This window comes from Paraburkholderia bannensis NBRC 103871 (assembly GCF_000685015.1).
Classification (GTDB): Bacteria; Pseudomonadota; Gammaproteobacteria; order Burkholderiales; family Burkholderiaceae; genus Paraburkholderia; species Paraburkholderia bannensis.
The window spans coordinates 1-17,157 of sequence record NZ_BAYA01000032.1; the positions used below are offsets into that span (position 1 = coordinate 1).

17 protein-coding genes are annotated in these 17,157 nt (G+C 65.3%); 5 read left to right on the plus strand and 12 right to left on the minus strand.

All coding sequences use genetic code 11. The features are described from left to right. Both BBA01S_RS32280 and BBA01S_RS32285 read left to right on the plus strand, forming a co-directional pair. A partial coding sequence (locus BBA01S_RS32280; protein WP_027820043.1) for an ABC transporter permease occupies nucleotides 1–1,204 on the plus strand: 1,204 nt, incomplete at its 5' end. A 16-nt stretch (nucleotides 1,205–1,220) separates the two neighbouring features. Next, entirely contained in the window at nucleotides 1,221–2,555 is a 1,335-nt protein-coding gene (locus BBA01S_RS32285) for an ABC transporter ATP-binding protein (protein ID WP_027820044.1), read from the plus strand. Nucleotides 2,556–2,845: 290 nt separating this feature from the next. Here the strand turns inward: BBA01S_RS32285 and BBA01S_RS43775 are convergent, their stop codons facing one another. The 3 genes from BBA01S_RS43775 to BBA01S_RS32300 all read right to left on the minus strand — a co-directional run bounded on the left by BBA01S_RS43775 (nucleotide 2,846) and on the right by BBA01S_RS32300 (nucleotide 7,857). Beyond that, nucleotides 2,846–5,656, minus strand: a complete 2,811-nt coding sequence (locus BBA01S_RS43775) for a mechanosensitive ion channel family protein (protein WP_156966154.1) — start codon at nucleotides 5,654–5,656, stop codon at nucleotides 2,846–2,848. A 395-nt stretch (nucleotides 5,657–6,051) separates the two neighbouring features. Continuing rightward, entirely contained in the window at nucleotides 6,052–7,083 is a 1,032-nt protein-coding gene (locus tag BBA01S_RS43780; RefSeq protein WP_042298284.1) for a 2-dehydropantoate 2-reductase, read from the minus strand. A gap of 3 nt (nucleotides 7,084–7,086) precedes the next feature. Further along, entirely contained in the window at nucleotides 7,087–7,857 is a 771-nt protein-coding gene (locus BBA01S_RS32300) for a class II aldolase/adducin family protein (protein ID WP_027820045.1), read from the minus strand. A gap of 184 nt (nucleotides 7,858–8,041) precedes the next feature. On the opposite strand from BBA01S_RS32300, the gene BBA01S_RS32305 reads away from it, so the two are divergent. Beyond that, nucleotides 8,042–8,488, plus strand: coding sequence for a MarR family winged helix-turn-helix transcriptional regulator (locus BBA01S_RS32305; protein WP_027820046.1), 447 nt, complete (start codon nucleotides 8,042–8,044; stop codon nucleotides 8,486–8,488). A 1-nt stretch (nucleotide 8,489) separates the two neighbouring features. On the opposite strand, the gene hpaI is transcribed toward BBA01S_RS32305, so the two are convergent. The 7 genes from hpaI to BBA01S_RS32340 are packed head-to-tail and all read right to left on the minus strand — an operon-like array spanning nucleotide 8,490 to nucleotide 14,435. Continuing rightward, a complete protein-coding gene (hpaI, locus tag BBA01S_RS32310; RefSeq protein ID WP_027820047.1) occupies nucleotides 8,490–9,266 on the minus strand; it encodes a 4-hydroxy-2-oxoheptanedioate aldolase in 777 nt (258 codons plus the stop codon). 28 nt (nucleotides 9,267–9,294) lie between these two features. Beyond that, the gene (gene hpaH, locus BBA01S_RS32315) at nucleotides 9,295–10,098 is read right to left on the minus strand and encodes a 2-oxo-hept-4-ene-1,7-dioate hydratase (RefSeq protein WP_027820048.1); all 804 of its coding nucleotides are present in this window, start codon (nucleotides 10,096–10,098) and stop codon (nucleotides 9,295–9,297) included. Next, complete coding sequence (locus BBA01S_RS32320) at nucleotides 10,092–10,502, minus strand: 5-carboxymethyl-2-hydroxymuconate Delta-isomerase (RefSeq protein WP_027820049.1); 411 nt, start codon at nucleotides 10,500–10,502, stop codon at nucleotides 10,092–10,094. Before BBA01S_RS32320 ends, hpaH begins: the two co-directional genes overlap by 7 nt. 18 nt (nucleotides 10,503–10,520) lie before the next feature. Further along, nucleotides 10,521–11,384: a 3,4-dihydroxyphenylacetate 2,3-dioxygenase gene (hpaD, locus tag BBA01S_RS32325; protein ID WP_027820050.1), complete on the minus strand. Its 864-nt coding sequence runs from the start codon at nucleotides 11,382–11,384 to the stop codon at nucleotides 10,521–10,523. A gap of 36 nt (nucleotides 11,385–11,420) precedes the next feature. Then, nucleotides 11,421–12,887, minus strand: coding sequence for a 5-carboxymethyl-2-hydroxymuconate semialdehyde dehydrogenase (gene hpaE, locus BBA01S_RS32330; protein WP_027820051.1), 1,467 nt, complete (start codon nucleotides 12,885–12,887; stop codon nucleotides 11,421–11,423). A gap of 7 nt (nucleotides 12,888–12,894) precedes the next feature. Further along, the gene (locus tag BBA01S_RS32335; RefSeq protein ID WP_027820052.1) at nucleotides 12,895–13,668 is read right to left on the minus strand and encodes a fumarylacetoacetate hydrolase family protein; all 774 of its coding nucleotides are present in this window, start codon (nucleotides 13,666–13,668) and stop codon (nucleotides 12,895–12,897) included. Beyond that, complete coding sequence (locus tag BBA01S_RS32340; RefSeq protein ID WP_027820053.1) at nucleotides 13,665–14,435, minus strand: fumarylacetoacetate hydrolase family protein; 771 nt, start codon at nucleotides 14,433–14,435, stop codon at nucleotides 13,665–13,667. The genes BBA01S_RS32335 and BBA01S_RS32340 overlap by 4 nt, the downstream gene beginning before the upstream one ends. Nucleotides 14,436–14,627: 192 nt before the next feature. Here BBA01S_RS32340 and hpaR point away from each other — a divergent pair, with 192 nt between their 5' ends. Beyond that, a complete protein-coding gene (hpaR, locus tag BBA01S_RS32345) occupies nucleotides 14,628–15,023 on the plus strand; it encodes a homoprotocatechuate degradation operon regulator HpaR (protein ID WP_027820054.1) in 396 nt (131 codons plus the stop codon). A gap of 91 nt (nucleotides 15,024–15,114) precedes the next feature. Here hpaR and BBA01S_RS32350 read toward each other — a convergent pair whose 3' ends face one another. Further along, nucleotides 15,115–15,426 (minus strand): thioredoxin family protein, encoded by a 312-nt coding sequence (locus BBA01S_RS32350; RefSeq protein ID WP_027820055.1) that lies wholly within the window; start codon nucleotides 15,424–15,426, stop codon nucleotides 15,115–15,117. 59 nt (nucleotides 15,427–15,485) lie between these two features. Then, nucleotides 15,486–16,286, minus strand: a complete 801-nt coding sequence (locus tag BBA01S_RS32355; RefSeq protein ID WP_027820056.1) for a class I SAM-dependent methyltransferase — start codon at nucleotides 16,284–16,286, stop codon at nucleotides 15,486–15,488. A 556-nt stretch (nucleotides 16,287–16,842) separates the two neighbouring features. Between BBA01S_RS32355 and BBA01S_RS32360 the strand changes: the two genes are divergently transcribed. Beyond that, the gene (locus BBA01S_RS32360) at nucleotides 16,843–17,118 is read left to right on the plus strand and encodes a hypothetical protein (RefSeq protein WP_027820057.1); all 276 of its coding nucleotides are present in this window, start codon (nucleotides 16,843–16,845) and stop codon (nucleotides 17,116–17,118) included. Nucleotides 17,119–17,157 lie beyond the last annotated feature (39 nt).

The window sequence follows — 17,157 nt, forward strand, 5'->3', positions numbered from 1 at the left end:
CTGGAAGCTGGAAGTGCCGTTCTCGATGCCGGGCCTCATCTGGAACATGATGATGTCGATGTCGGGCGGCTGGTTCTTCGTGGTGGCGTCGGAAGCCATCACGGTGGGCAACAACACGATCACCCTGCCGGGTATCGGCGCGTACCTGGCCCAGGCCATCACCGAAAAGAACCTGCACGCCATCGGCTGGGTGATCCTGGCGATGACGGTCGTGATCCTGGCTTACGACCAGTTCCTGTTCCGCCCGCTCGTCGCCTGGGCCGACAAGTTCCGCATGGAGAACACGAGTTCCGGCGACGCGCCCGAATCGTGGCTGCTCGACCTGATCCGCCGCACGCGCCTGATTCATCGTCTGCTCGTGCCGATGGGCTTCATGCTCGCGACGCTCGCGCGCATTCCGATCCGCGTGCAACTGCCGAAGGCCATGCCCGCGATCAGCACGACGCGCAGCAAGAGCTCGCGCGTCGGCGACATCGTCTGGGCGATCTGCGTGATCGTGCTCACCGTGTTCGTGGTCTGGCGCGTGTTCTCCTACGTGCGCACGGGCGTGACGCTCGACGAAGTCGGCCACGTGTTCGTGCTCGGCCTCATCACGCTGCTGCGCGTGGTGCTGCTGATCGCGATTGCCTCGGTGATCTGGGTGCCGCTCGGCGTGCTGATCGGCCTGCGCCCCGCGCTCGCCGAAAAATTCCAGCCGCTCGCGCAGTTCCTCGCCGCGTTCCCGGCCAACCTGCTGTTCCCGGTGTTCGTGATCGTCATCGTGCGTTTCCACCTGAACCCGGACATCTGGCTCTCGCCGCTGATCGTGCTGGGCACGCAGTGGTACATCCTGTTCAACGTGATTGCGGGCGCAAGCGCCTATCCGAACGACTACAAGGAAGCGTCGAAGAACTTCCACATTCGTGGCTGGCAGTGGTGGCGTCAGGCGATGCTGCCGGGCATCTTCCCGTACTACGTCACGGGCGCGATCACGGCCTCGGGCGGTGCATGGAACGCGAGCATCGTCTCCGAATTCGTGCAGTGGGGCGATACGAAGCTCCAGGCGCACGGCCTCGGCGCATATATCGCGCAGATGACCGCCGCCGGCGACTTCCCGAAAATCATTGTGGGCATCGCGATGATGTCCCTGTTCGTCACGCTCTTTAACCGCGTGCTCTGGCGTCCGCTGTACACCTACGCCGAGTCCAGGCTGCGCCTCGATTGAGATGGAGTAGATCATCATGCTGAATCCCAAGACCGTCTCATCCGACCTGCTGCCGCTGCGTCCGACGCTCGGCGAAGAAGTGCTCTCGGTCAAGCACATGTCGCGCGGCTTCGCGAAGAAGGACGACGAGCGCCTCGTGCTCGACGACGTCAATCTCTCGCTGCGCGAGGGCGAAATCGTCGGCCTGCTGGGCCGTTCGGGCTCGGGCAAGTCCACCCTGTTGCGCATCATCTCGGGCCTCATCGAAGCCAGCTCAGGCGAAGTGAACTGGCGCGGCAAGCCGCTCGACGGCCCCGCTGAAGGCGTGTCGATGGTGTTCCAGACCTTCGCGCTGTTCCCGTGGCTGACCGTGCTGCAAAACGTGGAAGCGGGCCTCGAAGCGCAGGGCGTGCCCGCGCGCGAGCGCCGCGAGCGCGCTCTGGCCGCGATCGACCTGATCGGGCTGGACGGCTTCGAAAACGCCTATCCGCGCGAACTGTCGGGCGGCATGCGCCAGCGCGTGGGCTTCGCGCGCGCGCTGGTGGTCGATCCGATGCTCATGCTGATGGACGAGCCGTTCTCGGCACTCGACGTGCTGACCGCCGAAACGCTGCGTACCGACCTGCTCGACCTGTGGACGCAAGGCCGCATGCCGATCAAGTCCATGCTGATCGTCACGCACAACATCGAGGAAGCCGTGTTCATGTGCGACCGCATCCTCGTGCTGTCGTCGAATCCGGGCCGCGTGGTCGCCGAAATCAAGGTGCCGTTCAAGCATCCGCGCAACCGTCTCGACCCGGCGTTCCGCAAGCTGGTCGACGAGATCTACGCGAAGATGACCGCGCGCGATGCGGCGGAAACGTCGTCGCGCCGTCTCGAAGTGGGCAGCCGCCTGCCGGACGTGTCGACCAACCTGATGGCCGGCCTGATCGAAACGCTGGCGGCAGCGCCTTATCATGGCCGCGCCGACATGCCGGAAATCGCGCGTTCGCTGCACCTCGAAGTGGACGACCTGTTCCCGATCGCGGAAATGCTGCAACAACTCGGTTTCGCCGATGTGCGCGACGGCGACCTGCTGCTCACGCCGCCCGCGCGCGTATTCGCGGAAATGGGCACGCAGGCGCGCAAGCTGATGTTCGCCGATCACCTGCTGCGCAACGTGCCGCTCGCGGCGCGGATCAAGAAGGTGCTCAACGAGCGTCCGGGTCATCGCGCACCGCGCGTGCGTTTCGAGCAGGAGCTGGAAGATTTCCTTTCGGACGTCGCGGCGGAACAGACGCTCGATACGGTGATCGACTGGGGCCGTTACGGCGAAATTTTCTCGTATAACGACCAGTCGGAAATCTTCAGTCTCGAAGACGTCGAGGCTTGATACGGCGAGCGCCGTCGAAGCTTTATGCGCAAAAAGCCGGGGCCAGGTGCCCCGGCTTTTTTTTCGTGCGTCGCGTATCTAAAACGCGGCTAAAGGTGAGCTTGTTCGGGAGTGGGGCGGGACGCGCGATCGTTGTGTCGGCAAGCATCGCGCAAAGCCCTTATTTCAAGGCTTTCAACGCTGTGCGTGAATGCGGGGAATCGCGCGCGACAGCGCTAGAGGTGAGGGTTTTCGGGAGGGGCGTTAGGGTGAGGCCGGTGCGTGCGAGACATGCACCGGCCAGAGCGACATCAGTTTGGCTTGCTGCGCGGGGTGTTCTGGGCGTTGCGCTTCTGGGCGCCGCTGCCTGAAGCCGGCGTGCGTCCAGCACGCGAGTCCTGGGTAGCGTCACCATCGTCGCGTTCATCGTCGTCGAGCGTGCGGCCTTCGACATCGTGCTCGTTCGACAGGTTGATGAGGAAGTTGCGCTGCGGATTGGCCAGTTCGATGCCGCGTTCCGTGAAGGTCGTGAGCACGCGGCGATTGAACTCGCGCTGCACGCCCCAGCGCGACGAGTCCTTGCACTGGATCTGGCCGACCAGCGTGACGCTCGCGCCATCGACGGAATCGACGCCCCAGTAGGCGAAGTCGCTGAGAATGCCGTTCTTGAATGCGTCGTCCTTGCGGATTGCCGCGCCAATGTCCTTGAGCGTGGCGATGGCGCGTTCGAGATCCGCGCCATTGGCGATCATCACCTTGACCGCCGCGTTGCCGATCCCGCGGTTCGTGTTGTTCACCGTCGTCACCGAACTGAACGGCACCGTGTAGAGCGAGCCGTCGCCGCCGCGCAAGCGCACCGTGCGGATCGACAGGAACTCCACCGTGCCCGATACGCCCGCGACCGTCACCCAGTCGCCGACCTGCATGGCGTTTTCGGTGAGCAGGAAGATGCCGGTGATGAAGTCCTGCACGAGCTTCTGCGAACCGAACCCGAGCGCCACGCCGAAGATACTCGCGCCTGCAATCAGCGGCGCGGTGTTGATGCCCAGTTGCGAGAGCGCCGTAAGCCCCACCACCACGAAGATCGCCACGAACAGCGTGGTGCGGAACATCGGCAGCAGCGTGCGCAGGCGCGCGGCGCGCACGTAGTCGCCCGCCTCCGTCCACGAGGTCAGGCGGCGCTCGGCCGCGCAGTTGGCGGCTTCCCAGATGACGATGGCGACCACGATGGCGACGGCGATCGTCAGCAGCGCGGAGCCGATCAGGTGGCCGATCGGCGCATCAACCAGGAAGCGCCCCGGATGCAGGCCCCAGACATGCAGCAGCACGTCGATCAGGACGATCCAGAGCACCGCCATCACGACGCGCCGCAGCGCGGGGTAATAGCGATAGGCGCGGCGTTGCGCGATCGAGAGGTTTTCGCCCTTGCCGTTCGGGTCGAAGACGCGCCCGAGCGCACCCAGCGCGACAATCGCGACCATGCGCGCGACCAGCGTCACGCCGAGCGAAATGGCGCCCGCGCGCAGCAGTTCCTGATAGCCGCCGCGCAGGTCGAGCGCCCACACGAACCACAGCGCCATCACGACGAAGATCGCGGCGGTAGCCCAGATGTCCGAGAACCAGTGCACGAGCCAGGAGAACGACCCGCGTGCGGCCGCCGAGTTGCGGATGCGCTCGGCGACGGCATGGCGGCATTGCAGGATCATGATGGCAATGGCGATGTGCGCGACGAGGATCACGAGCTTGACGAGCGCAAGATGCGCGTCCTCGGTCATGCCGAGCGGCACCGCGCCCGCGAGCGCGCCACCCACGCCGCCGATCACGACGATGCGCGCGAGCCAGCGCTGCGAGAACGCCGCCCACGGCGCCGTCATCGGCATGAGGCGCAGGTCGTCCGAATCGGGCGCGAACAGCAGGTGACCGGCTGCGACGATGATGCGGCAGATCACCCACGTATCGACGACATGGCCGACGGCGGCGGCGGGCGCCGCGTCTTCAGGGCCGAACAGCGAGAGCACCCCTGCGGCGCACAGGCCGAACGCGATCACCGGCACAAGGTCGAGCAAGGTGAGGACGAAGGCGAGCGGCAGGCGCTTGAGCAGGCCCCAGTGGTGTGAGCCACGGCTGCGTTGCAGGGCCTCGCGCGCGAGCGTGGCGGCGCTGCGCATGTAGGACGTGTCGCTGGCGGCCGGCACGTGCGAGATCTCGGCGGCGATTGCGTTGGCATCGACGCCTTTCTCGCTGGCGTCGTCCTGCACGGCTGCGGCGTCTTGCGTGCCCATGCCGGCGGCGATGCGCAGCGCGTCCTTTTCGGCGTCCTTGCGGGCGTCTTGCTGCGTAGCGGCTTCGCGCACGGCGGCGGTGCCGCTGGCTTCAGGCGTTTGCGGCTGGGCGGGTTCGCGCGCATCAGCAGTGGCGGCCGGCGTGGCGTTTTCGCTGCTGTCCTCGCGATGCGCATGCGCGACGATGGCGCGATGAGGGCGCACCATCAAGCGCCGCAGCAGCGCTTCGAGCAGCACCGCAGGCACGAGCGTGAGCAGCAGCACGCGCAGCAGGCCGATCAGCATGGCATGGCCTTGCGGCGTGCCCAGCTTCACGCTCCACCAGTCGCGCGCCGAATGCACGTTGAAAAGCGCGCTGCGCGCGCGCAACAACTGCTTGCCTGCGACGTGCGCGCCGCGAGCGGCGCCATCGGCGATCTGGAGCACGAGACCGTTCGAGCGCAGCGCGGTCGAGAGCGCATCGGAAGCGGGCGAGGCGCTGGCCGCGGACGCGGCGGCCGGGGCGCTCGCGCCAGCCGTACCGTTGGCGGCGGCGCTACCCGGCGTGGACGCTGCGGGCGTGGCGAGCGCCCCGGCGGCGGCAATTGCCCGCAGCGTGTCCGAGACGTGCGCGCGCTGCACCGGATCGTTGAGCACCTGCAGCGCCGCGCGGGCCTGTGTTGGCGTCAGCACGACGGGCGCTGCCGGATTGGCCGCGGCCGCCGATGCAGCGGCACCCGCCGCCATGGCCTGGCCCGGCGCTGCGGCGAACATCAGCACGCAGGCGAGCAGGGCAATCAGGGGATCGAAGCGCCGCGCCCGTAAATCGACAAGAGAGCGGAAAAGAGAGCGAGAGAGCAAGGGCATCCTTGGCATGGGAAAAACGAAGTCGAACTCGATGGCTGGCGGACTTGCGGGCGCATGCCTTCACGCTGTCCGGATGAATATTCGACGCACTGCCGCAAATTTTGTGCCCCCGGACAGCGCTGTGCGCGCAGATTTCGATTGTGCGAAGCAGAACCGGGCGAGCGAGTGGGGGCGCTAAATGGTGTCGGACACCATGACGGACTGCAGTTGTCAGTCCGTGTGCGCGGCAGACGCGCGAGCGTTTTGAAGTGACAGAGTATGCGCTCAATGGCATTCGACTGGCGTCGAGTTCGCATGGCCGCGTGCATGCATCAGGCATCGCGATCAAACAAAACGCGCCCCTGAAATAGGGGCGCGAAAATCTTGCTTGCCGCGTTATTACGAAGTGCTTACGTATTGGTTGCGCGTACCTGGCGAGCCGCTTCGAGATTGGCGTCGAGCTGGCGCGCGAGTCCATAGAGCATGCCGAGCGACGGAGCACCAATGCCCGCGCGCTGTGCGAGTTCGTAAGGCGCGCCGAGCAGGGCTTCGACTTCGAGCGTGCGGCCCGCTTCCACGTCCTGCAACATCGACGTCTTGAACGCGCCGAGCTTGCGCGTGATGGCGTTGCGCTCGTCGATCGTCATGGCAAGGCCGATTCCCATTGCCTCGCCGATCGTGCGTGCTTCTGCCATGACCGCCGCGACCAGTTGCGCCGTGAGCGGATCGTCGAGGATCACGTCCGCCGTCGAGCGCGTCAGCGCGCTAATGGGGTTCATCGTCATGTTGCCCCAGAGCTTGGCCCAGATTTCGTGCTGGATGGACTCGGGCGCCTGCACGTCGAAACCGGCCTGGGTCAGCAGCGCGCGCGCTTCGTCGGCTTGCGCGGCCGTGCGTGCGGACGCCGCGCCCACGATCAGCAGATTGCCCCGGCCCTTGCGAATCACGCCAGGCGCGGCAATCGACGAGGACAGATGCACGACGCAGCCCGACGCCTGCGCGGGCGGCAGCGCCGCCGAAACCGCGCCGCCCGGATCGACCGATTCGAGCCGGCCATTGGCCAGCGTCTTGCCGAAATCGCTCAAGAACCACCAGGGCACGCCGTTCATCGCCGACACGATGTGCGTGTGCGGCCCGACGAGCGGCGCGAGCGAAGCCGCCGATTGCGCGAGTGCCTGACCCTTCAGGCAGACGAACACAATGTCCTGTGCGCCGAGCGTGGCGGCGTTGTCGGTCGCGTTCACGTGCGCGGTGTAACGCTCGCCTTCAGCATCGCCTTCGATGACGGTCAGGCCGTTGCGGCGAATTGCTTCGAGTTGCGCGCCGCGCGCGAGCACGCTGACGTTGGCCTGCGTGGAAGCGTAATGAGCGAGGCGCGCGGCGACCAGGCCGCCGATTGCGCCCGCGCCCACCACGGTGATACTGCGCTGCGAGGCGTTCACGGCTTACTCCTTGTATGAGGGATCCTGGCGATCGACGCGCCGGATCAGCGCGGCGAGGATGTTGTCGCCGGCACCGTGCGCGGGCGAGAACTGCAGCGCGTCGCGCGTGGAGCGCGCCGTGATGGCGGGATCGATGGGAATGGCGTTGCCGCGCATCGAATCGGTCACGACCTGGATTTCGCACGCGCGATTGAGCGTCCACAGCAGCGCGAACGCGTGCGCGAGACTCACGCCGTGCGCGAGCAGCCCGTGATTGCGCAGGATGAGCAGGCGCTTGTCGCCCATCGATTCGAGCAGACGCGGCTTTTCTTCGTCGTGCACGGTGATGCCTTCGAAGTCGTGATACGCGACCATGCCGTGCAACTGGGCCGAATAAAAATTGGTCGAGGCCAGGCCGTCTTCCATGCACGCGACGGCGAGACCTGCCGTGGTGTGCGTGTGCATGACGCAATGCGCGTCTTCCACGTTCGCGTGGATTGCGCTGTGAATCACGAAACCCGCCGGGTTGATCGGGTAATCGCCGGGACTGAGGATCTTGCCTTCGAGATCGATCTTGACGAGATTCGACGCCTTGATTTCGTCGTACGCCAGGCCAAACGGATTGATCAGGAAATGTTTGTGCGGCCCCGGCACGCGCAGCGTGATGTGATTGAAGATCAGCTCGCTCCAGCCCATCTGATGAAACACGCGGTAGGTGGCCGCGAGTTGCACGCGGGCGGCCCATTCCTGCGGGTCGCACCAGTCGGGCCGGGTGGATTCGGCAGTTGCGCTCATGGGTGTCTCCTCATGGGGCATGTCGTCGGGACTTCTCGATTTGATGAGGCGATGCTACGCGCAAATAAATGCGTGCGCAAGCATCAAATTTTATCGAAGAGGCCATGTTTTAAGGGCTTGCTGCGATGCTATCCTAGCGACACGTATTGATACGGCGCACGACAGGCTGCGCGCGAGACGAGCCATGACTACAGCAAAATACCCGATCGAAGAACTGTTCACCTACCGGCTGCATGTGCTCAAGAAGCAGACCGACCGCATGATGAACGAGGCGTTTGCCTCGGCGCTTGCGCTCACGCTGACGGAGGCGCGCATCCTGCTGAGCGTGGGGGCGTTCGGGCCGATTTCGGTGTCGGATCTCGGGCGCGTGTCGAATCTCGACCGCAGCCAGGCGAGCCGCGCGACCGACGCGCTGGAGCGCAAAGGACTGCTGGAAAAGGCGTCGAACGAGGCGGACGCGCGTGGCGTGCTCGTCAAGCTTGGCGCACAGGGGCGCAATACCTACCGGCGTGCGTCGGCGATATCGATGGCGCAAAACGAGGCCATTCTGGCCGCGCTCAGCGCGCACGAGCGCGAGGTGCTGGAAAGCGCGCTCGCAAAACTCGTGGCGCAAGGCGGGGAGGAGGCGTAATTCAGGCTGCGTTCGCGCGAAACGCGACTGCAAGTTCGCTGGCGCTTTTCGCGAGCAACGAAACATCGCTGCCCACCGCGACGAAGTTTGCGCCCGCTTCCAGGTACTCGCGCGCAATGGCGCGATCGGCGGCCAGCACGCCTGCGGCCTTGCCGAGCGAGCGCACCGCGCGTATGCCCGCGACGATCGCTTCACGCACCGCTGGCGCGCCCGGCTGACCCAGCAGGCCCATCGACGCACTCAAGTCCGCCGGGCCGAAGAACACGCCATCCACGCCTTCCACCGCGGCGATTTCATGCAACTGCGCGAGCGCGTTGGCCGTTTCCACCTGCACCAGCACGCAAAGCTCGTCGGCTGCGCCGTGCAGATAGTCGGGCGAGCCGTTCCAGCGCGACGCGCGCGCGAGCGCACTGCCCACGCCGCGAATGCCCAGCGGCGGATAGCGCGTGGCGGCGACGGCGTCGCGTGCGTCGTTGGCGCTTTCGATCATCGGCACCAGCAGCGTCTGCGTGCCGATATCGAGCAGCTGCTTGATGAGCGACGCGTCGTTGCGCACGGGGCGCACGATCGGATGCGTGGGATGCGGCGCGACGGCCTGCAATTGCGCGAGCGTGCTGCGCAGGTCGTTGGGCGCATGTTCGCCGTCGATCAGCAGCCAGTCGAAGCCCGTGGTCGCGAGCAGTTCCGTGACATAGGAATCGGCAAGCGCGGCCCACAGGCCGATCTGCGCGCGTCCATCGTGGAGCGCGTGTTTGAACGTGTTGGCAGGGACGGTCATCGTATTCGTTAGCAGTATGGATTAAATATCAAACGAAGCTGAAGCCGATGCCGCCAAGCGGGCCGTAGTCGGCATGGAACGTGTCGCCTGCGCGCGCGGGGATCGGCGCGGTGAACGAGCCGCTCAGGATCACGTCGCCGGCTTCGAGCCGTTCGTCGTGACGCGCGATCTTGTTCGCAAGCCAGGCCACGCCCGTTGCCGGATGATTGAGCACCGCGGCGGCCAGCCCGCTTTCCTCGACGCCGCCGTTCTTGTAGAGCAGCGCGCCCACCCAGCGCAGGTCAACGTCGAGCGGCTTGACGGGCCGTCCGCCCAGCACCACGCCCGCATTCGCGGCGAAGTCCGAGATCGTGTCGAACACCTTGCGCGGCGCCTTGGTGTCGCGGTCGAACTGCTCGATGCGCGCATCGATGATCTCGATGGCGGGTGTCACATACGCCGTGGCGTCGAGCACATCGAACAGCGATACGTCCGGCCCTTGCAGCGGCTTTTGCAGCACGAAAGCCAGCTCCACCTCCACGCGCGGCGCGATGAAACGATCCGCGCGGATCGCGCTGCCCGCTTCGATGAACATGCTGTCGAGCAGCGGCGCGTAATCGGGTTCGTCGATCTGCGAGGCGCGCTGCATCGCGCGCGACGTGAGGCCGATCTTGCGCCCCTTGATCGTGTGGCCTGCCGCGAGCTTGAGCTTGACCCACTCGCGCTGGATGGCGTAACCATCGTCGATGGTCATGGACGGATGCGCGCGCGAGAAATGGCGCAACTGCGTGCGCGTGCGTTCGGCTTCGTCGAGCTGCGCGGCCAGCTCACGGATGATGTGCGGTTCTAGCATGTCGAATTCCTCAGGCGCGCGTGCAGGTTGTTGTGTTTCCACGCGCCTTCCTCGCTGAATTCGACGATCTCCAGCGAGAGCGCGAGTCCGTGCGCGGCGAACGCCTCGGCGAAATGCTGCTTGATCGCTTCGAACAAGGCTTCGCCGGTGGCGCGGCGCACTTCGGGCGATCGTCCCGCGCCGATCTTCAGGCAGCCGTGCAGGAAGGCATTGTGCGGATCGCCGTCGGCGATGAAGTACTGCTCGCAACGCAGCGCGCGCGTGCGGATGCCGCCGCGCGGATAGACGCGCGCGCCATCGGCGTCGCGCTGCGCATCGAGCACCTGCGCGAGCGTTGCGCAGAGCTGGCCGATGCTCGCCGCGTCGGCGAGATTGGCGCTGTATTCAAGGGTGAGATGGGGCACGTTGGACTCCTTCGTCGTTCAGCGCGGCAGCGGCGTAACCGGCAGCACGGCATTGATCTGCCCGGTGCCCGAACTGCCGAAGTACGGCGTGATGACTTCGGCGCGGCCTTCGTACTGATCCCAGCCGAGCGCGCCCAGCAGCATCGCCGTGTCGTGCATGCCGCCTTCGCCCCAGCACTTTTCGTTATAGAGCGGCAGCATCGCGCAGAAAGTCTTCCAGTCGCCGCGCTCCCAGAGCGACACGACCTGGCGGTCGGTCTGTTCGAGAAACGGATCCCAGACCTTGTGCATGAACTGCTCGGCGGTGCCGTTGTTCGCGAAGTGATGGCTCAGCGACCCGCTCGCGAGAATCGCGACCGTGCCGTCGTAACGCTCCTCGATGGCCTTACGCACAGCAAGGCCAAAGCGCGCGCTCGTCGCGAGGTCGTGCCACATGCACCAGCCCGCGACGGACACCGTCTTGAAGTGCTGATCGGCGTTCATGTAGCGCATCGGCACCAGCGTGCCGTATTCGAGTTCGAGCGTGGTTTCGCTATGCGCGCGGCTTTTCACGCCCATCTCGTTCGCGACATCGGCGATCAGATGGCCGAGCCCCGGGTTGCCCGGATACGCGTACTCCATGTTCTTGATGAAGTGCGGCAGCTCATTGCTGGTGTAATTGCCCGCGAAATGCGGCGCGCAATTGATGTGATATTCGCTGTTCACGAGCCAGTGCACGTCGAACACGACGATCGTGTCCACGCCCAGCTCGCGGCAGCGCCGCCCGATTTCCTTGTGACCGTCGATGGCGGCCTGACGGCAGCCCTTGTGCGGGCCGTCGAGTTCCGAAAGGTACATCGACGGTACGTGAGTGATCTTTGCTGCCAGCGCGAGTTTGCCCATCGCTGTGTCTCCTGTTCTAGTGGGCGGCCAGGTGAATCAGGCGCCCCAGCGCGGGATGTGATGCGAGCCCAGCGACACGCACACGTTCTTCGGTTCGAGAAAAACCTCGTAGCTCCACGTGCCGCCTTCGCGGCCCACGCCCGATGCCTTGGTGCCGCCGAACGGCTGGCGCAGGTCGCGCACGTTCTGGCTGTTCACGAAGCACATGCCCGCTTCCACGGCGGCGGCCACGCGCAGCGCACGGCCCGTGTTTTCAGTCCACACGTAGCTCGACAGGCCGTAGGCGATGTCGTTCGAGATGCGGATGGCGTCGGCTTCGTCCTCGAAGGGGATCAGGCACGCGACCGGGCCGAAGATCTCTTCCTGCGCGATGCGCATACGGTTGTCGACGTCGACGAACACGGTCGGCTGCACGAAGTTGCCTTTTTTAAGGGCATCCGGCAGGTCGGGCATGTCGAGTCCGCCGCAGGCGAGCGTCGCGCCTTCCTTCGGCCCCAGCTCGATATAGCTGCGCACTTTCGCCAGATGGCCCGCGCTGATCATCGGGCCGACCACGGTTTTCTCGTCGAGCGGATCGCCCACGACGATGCGCTTCGCGCGCTCGACAAAACGTTCCGCAAACTTCGCATAGATCGAGCGTTGCACGAGAATGCGCGAACCGGCCGTGCAGCGCTCGCCGTTGTTCGAGAAGATCATGAACACGGCGGCATCGAGCGCGCGCTCGAAATCGGCATCGTCGAAGATCACGAACGGCGACTTGCCGCCCAGTTCCATCGAGAACTTCTTGAGGCCCGCGCTCTGCACGATGCGGTTGCCCGTTGCCGTCGACCCGGTGAACGACACGGCGCGCACATCGGGATGCGCGACCAGCGGCTCGCCCGTTTCCTGTCCGAAGCCGTGCACGACGTTCAGGACGCCTGCGGGAATGCCCGCTTCCAGCGCGAGCTGCCCGAGCATCGACGCGGTGAGCGGCGACAGCTCGCTCATCTTCAGCACGGCGGTATTGCCGAACGCCAGGCACGGCGCGACCTTCCACGTTGCCGTCATGAACGGCACGTTCCACGGCGAAATCAGCGCGCACACGCCGGTTGGATGAAACAGCGTGTAGTTCAGGTGCGTGCTGGTGGGATAGGTGTGGCCGTCCACCGCCGTGCACATCTCGGCAAAGTAGGTGAAGTTGTCGGCGGCGCGCGGCACGAGTTGCTTGCCCGTCTGCGAGATCGTCTGGCCGGTGTCCTTCGTTTCGGTCAGCGCGATCTCCGGCACGTTCTTCGCGATCAGCTCGCCGAGCTTGCGCACGAGCTTCGCGCGCTCGGCTGCAGGCTTCGCGGCCCACGCGGGAAACGCGTTCTTCGCGGCGCTCACGGCGAGATTCACTTCTTCCGCACCGCCGCGCGCGACTTCCGCGAGCACTTCCTGATTGGCGGGATTCACGGTTTCGAAGTAGTCGCGCCCAGCGTGGGCGCGGCCGTCGATCAGGTGTTCTATGCGTCCTGTGGACATGGCGTGTTCATTCCGTCGGAGTGGCGCGACCGAAATCGGCATCGGACGCGATCGTGTTGACAAGGCGGCCGAGGCCGTCGATTTCGCAAATCACTTCGTCGCCAGCGTTCACGTTGACGACGCCTTCGGGCGTGCCGGTAAGGATCACGTCGCCGGGCGCGAGCGTCATGAAGCCGCTCAGGTATTCGATCAGTTCCGCGATGCCCGTCACCAGGTCGCGCGTGTTGCCGTGCTGCTTGAGTTCGCCGTTCACGAAGGTGCGCAGGTCGAGCGCGTTGACGTCGGCGATATCGGCGGCATCGACGAACCAGGGGCCGAGCACCGTGCCGCCGTCGCGGTTCTTCACGCGCAGGTTCGGGCGGTAGTAGTTCTCCAGGTAGTCGCGGATCGCATAGTCGTTCGCGATCGTGTAGCCCGCGACGTATTGCATGGCGTCCTCGCGCTTCACATTCTGCGCCGCGCGGCCGATCACGACGGCCAGCTCGCACTCGTAGTGCATGAAGGTGACGTCGGCCGGGCGGCGGGTGAAGCCGCGATGGCCGATCACGCTGCCCGGCCCCTTGAGGAACACGAGCGGCTCGTCCTGCTTGCTGAATTGCAGTTCTTTCGCATGTTCGGCGTAGTTCAGGCCGAGCGCGAAGATCGTGCCCGGCTCGAACGGCGCGAGCCAGACGACTTCGTGTTCCGCGCGCACGCGGCCGTCGGCCAGGCGGACACGTCCTTCGCCGTGTGGGTACGCTTCGTGAATGGCGCCTGCGTAGGCGACGCGTCCTCGCATCATGCTGCTGCTCCTTGTGCGGCGTGGGAGCCGATGAATTCGACGGCGAGCGACGGCCAGCCTTCAATCGAGATCGTTGCGCGCGCACCTTCATGCACGACGGGCGAACCGTGCGGCACGCCGAGCGTGATGACATCGCCGGGCGCAAGCGTCATGAAATCGGTGACATCGGCGAGCAGTTGCGCGACGTTGCGCACGCTGGCGGCGGTGTTGGCCGTGAAGCGCGCCGCGCCTGCGATATCGACGTTGATGGCGAGATGGTTTGCATCGGCGACGTGACGGCGTGCGATCACCGTCGGGCCAATCACGCAGAAATTGTCACGCGCCCGAAAGCGCACGGACGGCCGATAGACGCTTTCGTGCGGCACGCTCAGGTCTGCGACCAGCGTATAGCCCGCGATGTAGTCGAGCGCATCGCTTGCCGCGACGCGCGTGGCCGTGCGCCCGATCACGATGCCCAGCGACGCGCCAACCTGCACGCCCTGCGCGTCGGGCACGACGACGCGTGCGCCGTGGCCCGCGAGCGTATTGCGCGGCTTCAGATAGAGAATGGGCGCGCGCGGCGGCGCTTTATAGGGCGGCGCATTGACGGCGTCGCCGAGCGCTTCCAGCGCGTGGCGGTCGTTGAGCAGCGTGCCGTACACGGCGCCGGAGAGCGGCGCGCGGCAGCGTGCGCCGCCCGCGAGCAGCGCGTGGGCCTGCGCGGCGCTGACGTCGCGCGGCAGGGCTTCGCCTTCCAGATGCAGCAGATGATCGTCTACGGAAAACATGGCGTGGGTCGCTTTCCCGGAAAACACTAATATGTGAGTGATTCTGCGCTTGCTATCATCCAGCGTCAACCATCGACGTCGCTTTCGCGGGTTTCCCCTGGGCCACCGGGTATCCGCCGCTACGTCCTGAACAGAACCATCATGTCCGATTCCTCACGCACCTCCACGCGCGTCGCGCACCGCAACCTGCCCATGCTGCTCCTGCGGGCGCGCGAAAAGATGATGGAGCGCTTTCGCCCGCTCATCACCGCGCACGGGCTGACGGAGCAGCAGTGGCGCGTGATTCGCGCGCTCAACGAAAGCGGGCCGCTGGAGCCGCGCCAGATTTCCGATCTGTGCACGATTTCGAGTCCGAGCATGGCAGGCGTGCTCGCGCGCATGGAGGCGCTCGGGCTCGTGACCAAGGAGCGGTTCGCCGACGATCAGCGGCGCGTGCTCGTGACGCTCACGAAGAAGAGCCATCAGCTCGTGAAGGCGATCACGAAGGAACTGGAAGCGCGCTACAAGGCGCTTGAGGAAGAGGTGGGGCCGGAAGTGGTGGAGCGCGTCTATCGCGCCATCGACGATCTGCTCGCCGGGCTCGAATGAGCGAGCGCCGCGCGAGGCGGCGCCCGCGCGGCGGCGTTAGATCCGCTGGAAAGCAGCTAAAGGTGAGAACTTTCGGGAGGCGGGGCTGCGCTCAGGCGAGCGCTTCGAAAGCGTCTTCGAGTTCGCTGGCCGAGGTGGGCCGCACGATGCGCGCGACTTCGGCGCCGTCGCGCAGAAAAATCAGCGTGGGCCAGAGCTTCACGCGAAACGAGCGGCCCAGCGCCCGGCCCGGGCCGTCTTCCACCTGAATGCGGCGCACGCCGGGATGCTTCGCGAACGTGTCGCCAATCAGCGGCTGCGCGCCCTGGCAGTAGCCGCACCAGTCGGTGCCGAATTCCAGCACGGCGCGGCCTTGCAGCGCGTCGATCTCCTTGCGGGCGGGGGCCTGGGTGGCATAGCTCATCGCGATTCCTTACGTGTCAGGGCATCTTCATACGATAACGCAAGCGGCGCGAACGCGCTTCAGCTCGCTTCGCGCGCGGCGAGCGTCACCGTCGATTCGATACGCTCGACCAGCCAGCCGTCGCTGCCGTGCTCCGCGACGATTGCATCGACCTGCGAGAGCAGCGTATCGAGCCGCTCGCCCAGCCGCTCGCGCGACAGGCTCGACATCGACAGCGGACGCGCCTTCAACTGTTCCGCGCTCACGCGGCGGTATTCGATCACCGAAATACGCTCGATCGCACAGAACGCCGAGCGCGCCAGCACATCGGTATGGCTTTCCCATTCTTCCGAGCGGCGCAACGCGCGGGTGGGATCGCTGTTTGCATAGCTGTCCAGCAGGTTGCGATATTGCGCGGCCCACGGGCGCTGCGGATCGTCGAGTTGCGCGGTATTGAACAGCGCGACCGCACCGCGTGGCGCCAGGATCGTATCGAGCCGCGCGAGCGTATCCATGCGATCCATCCAGTGAAACGCGCGGCCAATCACGGCGAGATGAAACGTGCCGAGATCGGCGCAGAGATCGTACGAACTGCCCTGGCGATACGCGATATTGGGCGCGATGCCTGCGCCCAGTTGCGCCGCGACTTCGAGCATGGCGGGCTCGGGGTCGATCGCGGTGGCGTCGGCCACCCAGCTTGCGAACGCGAGCGAAAGCTGGCCCGGGCCGCAACCGAGATCGAGCAGACGCTGCGTACCGTCCAGTCCCATGCGCTGCGCGACGCGGCGAATCAACGCGGGCGAATAGGCGGGGCGGCCGATGAGGTAATGCGGCGCGGCGTGGTGGAAGCGGTCGGCGACGAAAGGGGTGATCTGGCTCATGGCGCGTGCGGAGTTTGCGGCGATAGGGGGACTCGCACAGTCTGGAGACGCGCTGCGGCGGCGTCAAGACGGGATAAGGTGAGGGTTTCCGGGAGTGAGCGACGAAGGCGCTGCGAGCGCACCTTTGCACTTTGCGCGTGCGTTGCTTTCCTGCGAGAAACAACAGAAGACACCGTAAAACAAGCGGTAAAGTGAATGGTCTATTGCTTTGTGCTGATACACGGAGCCAGCCGTGTGGGCGCGACGAGGCGCTGTGCAACTGCAATGGTGAGCGTTTGCGGGAGTGCCTGGCTTGCTCGGCAAACAGGCGTCGAAAAACGCTAAGTCATGCCGATGTCATTTTCGTAAACCAATAAAACCCCTGATTTTCAGGGGTTTTATTCGGCATCGGCATGAACCGGATCAAGCGGGCGCGGTGCGCAAACCTGCGCTCAACGCACAAAGGTGAGAAGATTCGGGAGTGGTCGGGAGGCCATTGGACGGCTGCCTGCGATGGGTATATAACAGCAGTGCGGGATTCTTTCTACGAAGCATTAGCGAGGGGAAACCATTCATCATGACGAGCGACGACACGCAAAAGCATGACGCTCAAGCGCCAGGCGCGAACGCGCCTCAAACCGATCTGGACAATCTGAACGCCGCTTTCTCGCACGTCGACGAAGGCGTGAAAAGCGGCAGTATCGCGGCAGGCGCGGCCAAGGGCCTCGTCTTCAGCCTGATCGAAACGCTGGGCGCGCTGGTGGGCGATCCTGACTTGCCCGAACACGCGCGTTCCGGCTATGAAGGCTTGCTCGAAGCCGCGCGCGAACTGCGCGTGAAGCTGGAGCGTTAAGCGGTAGTGTTAAACGTTGATGTTCAACCTGGGCATCAA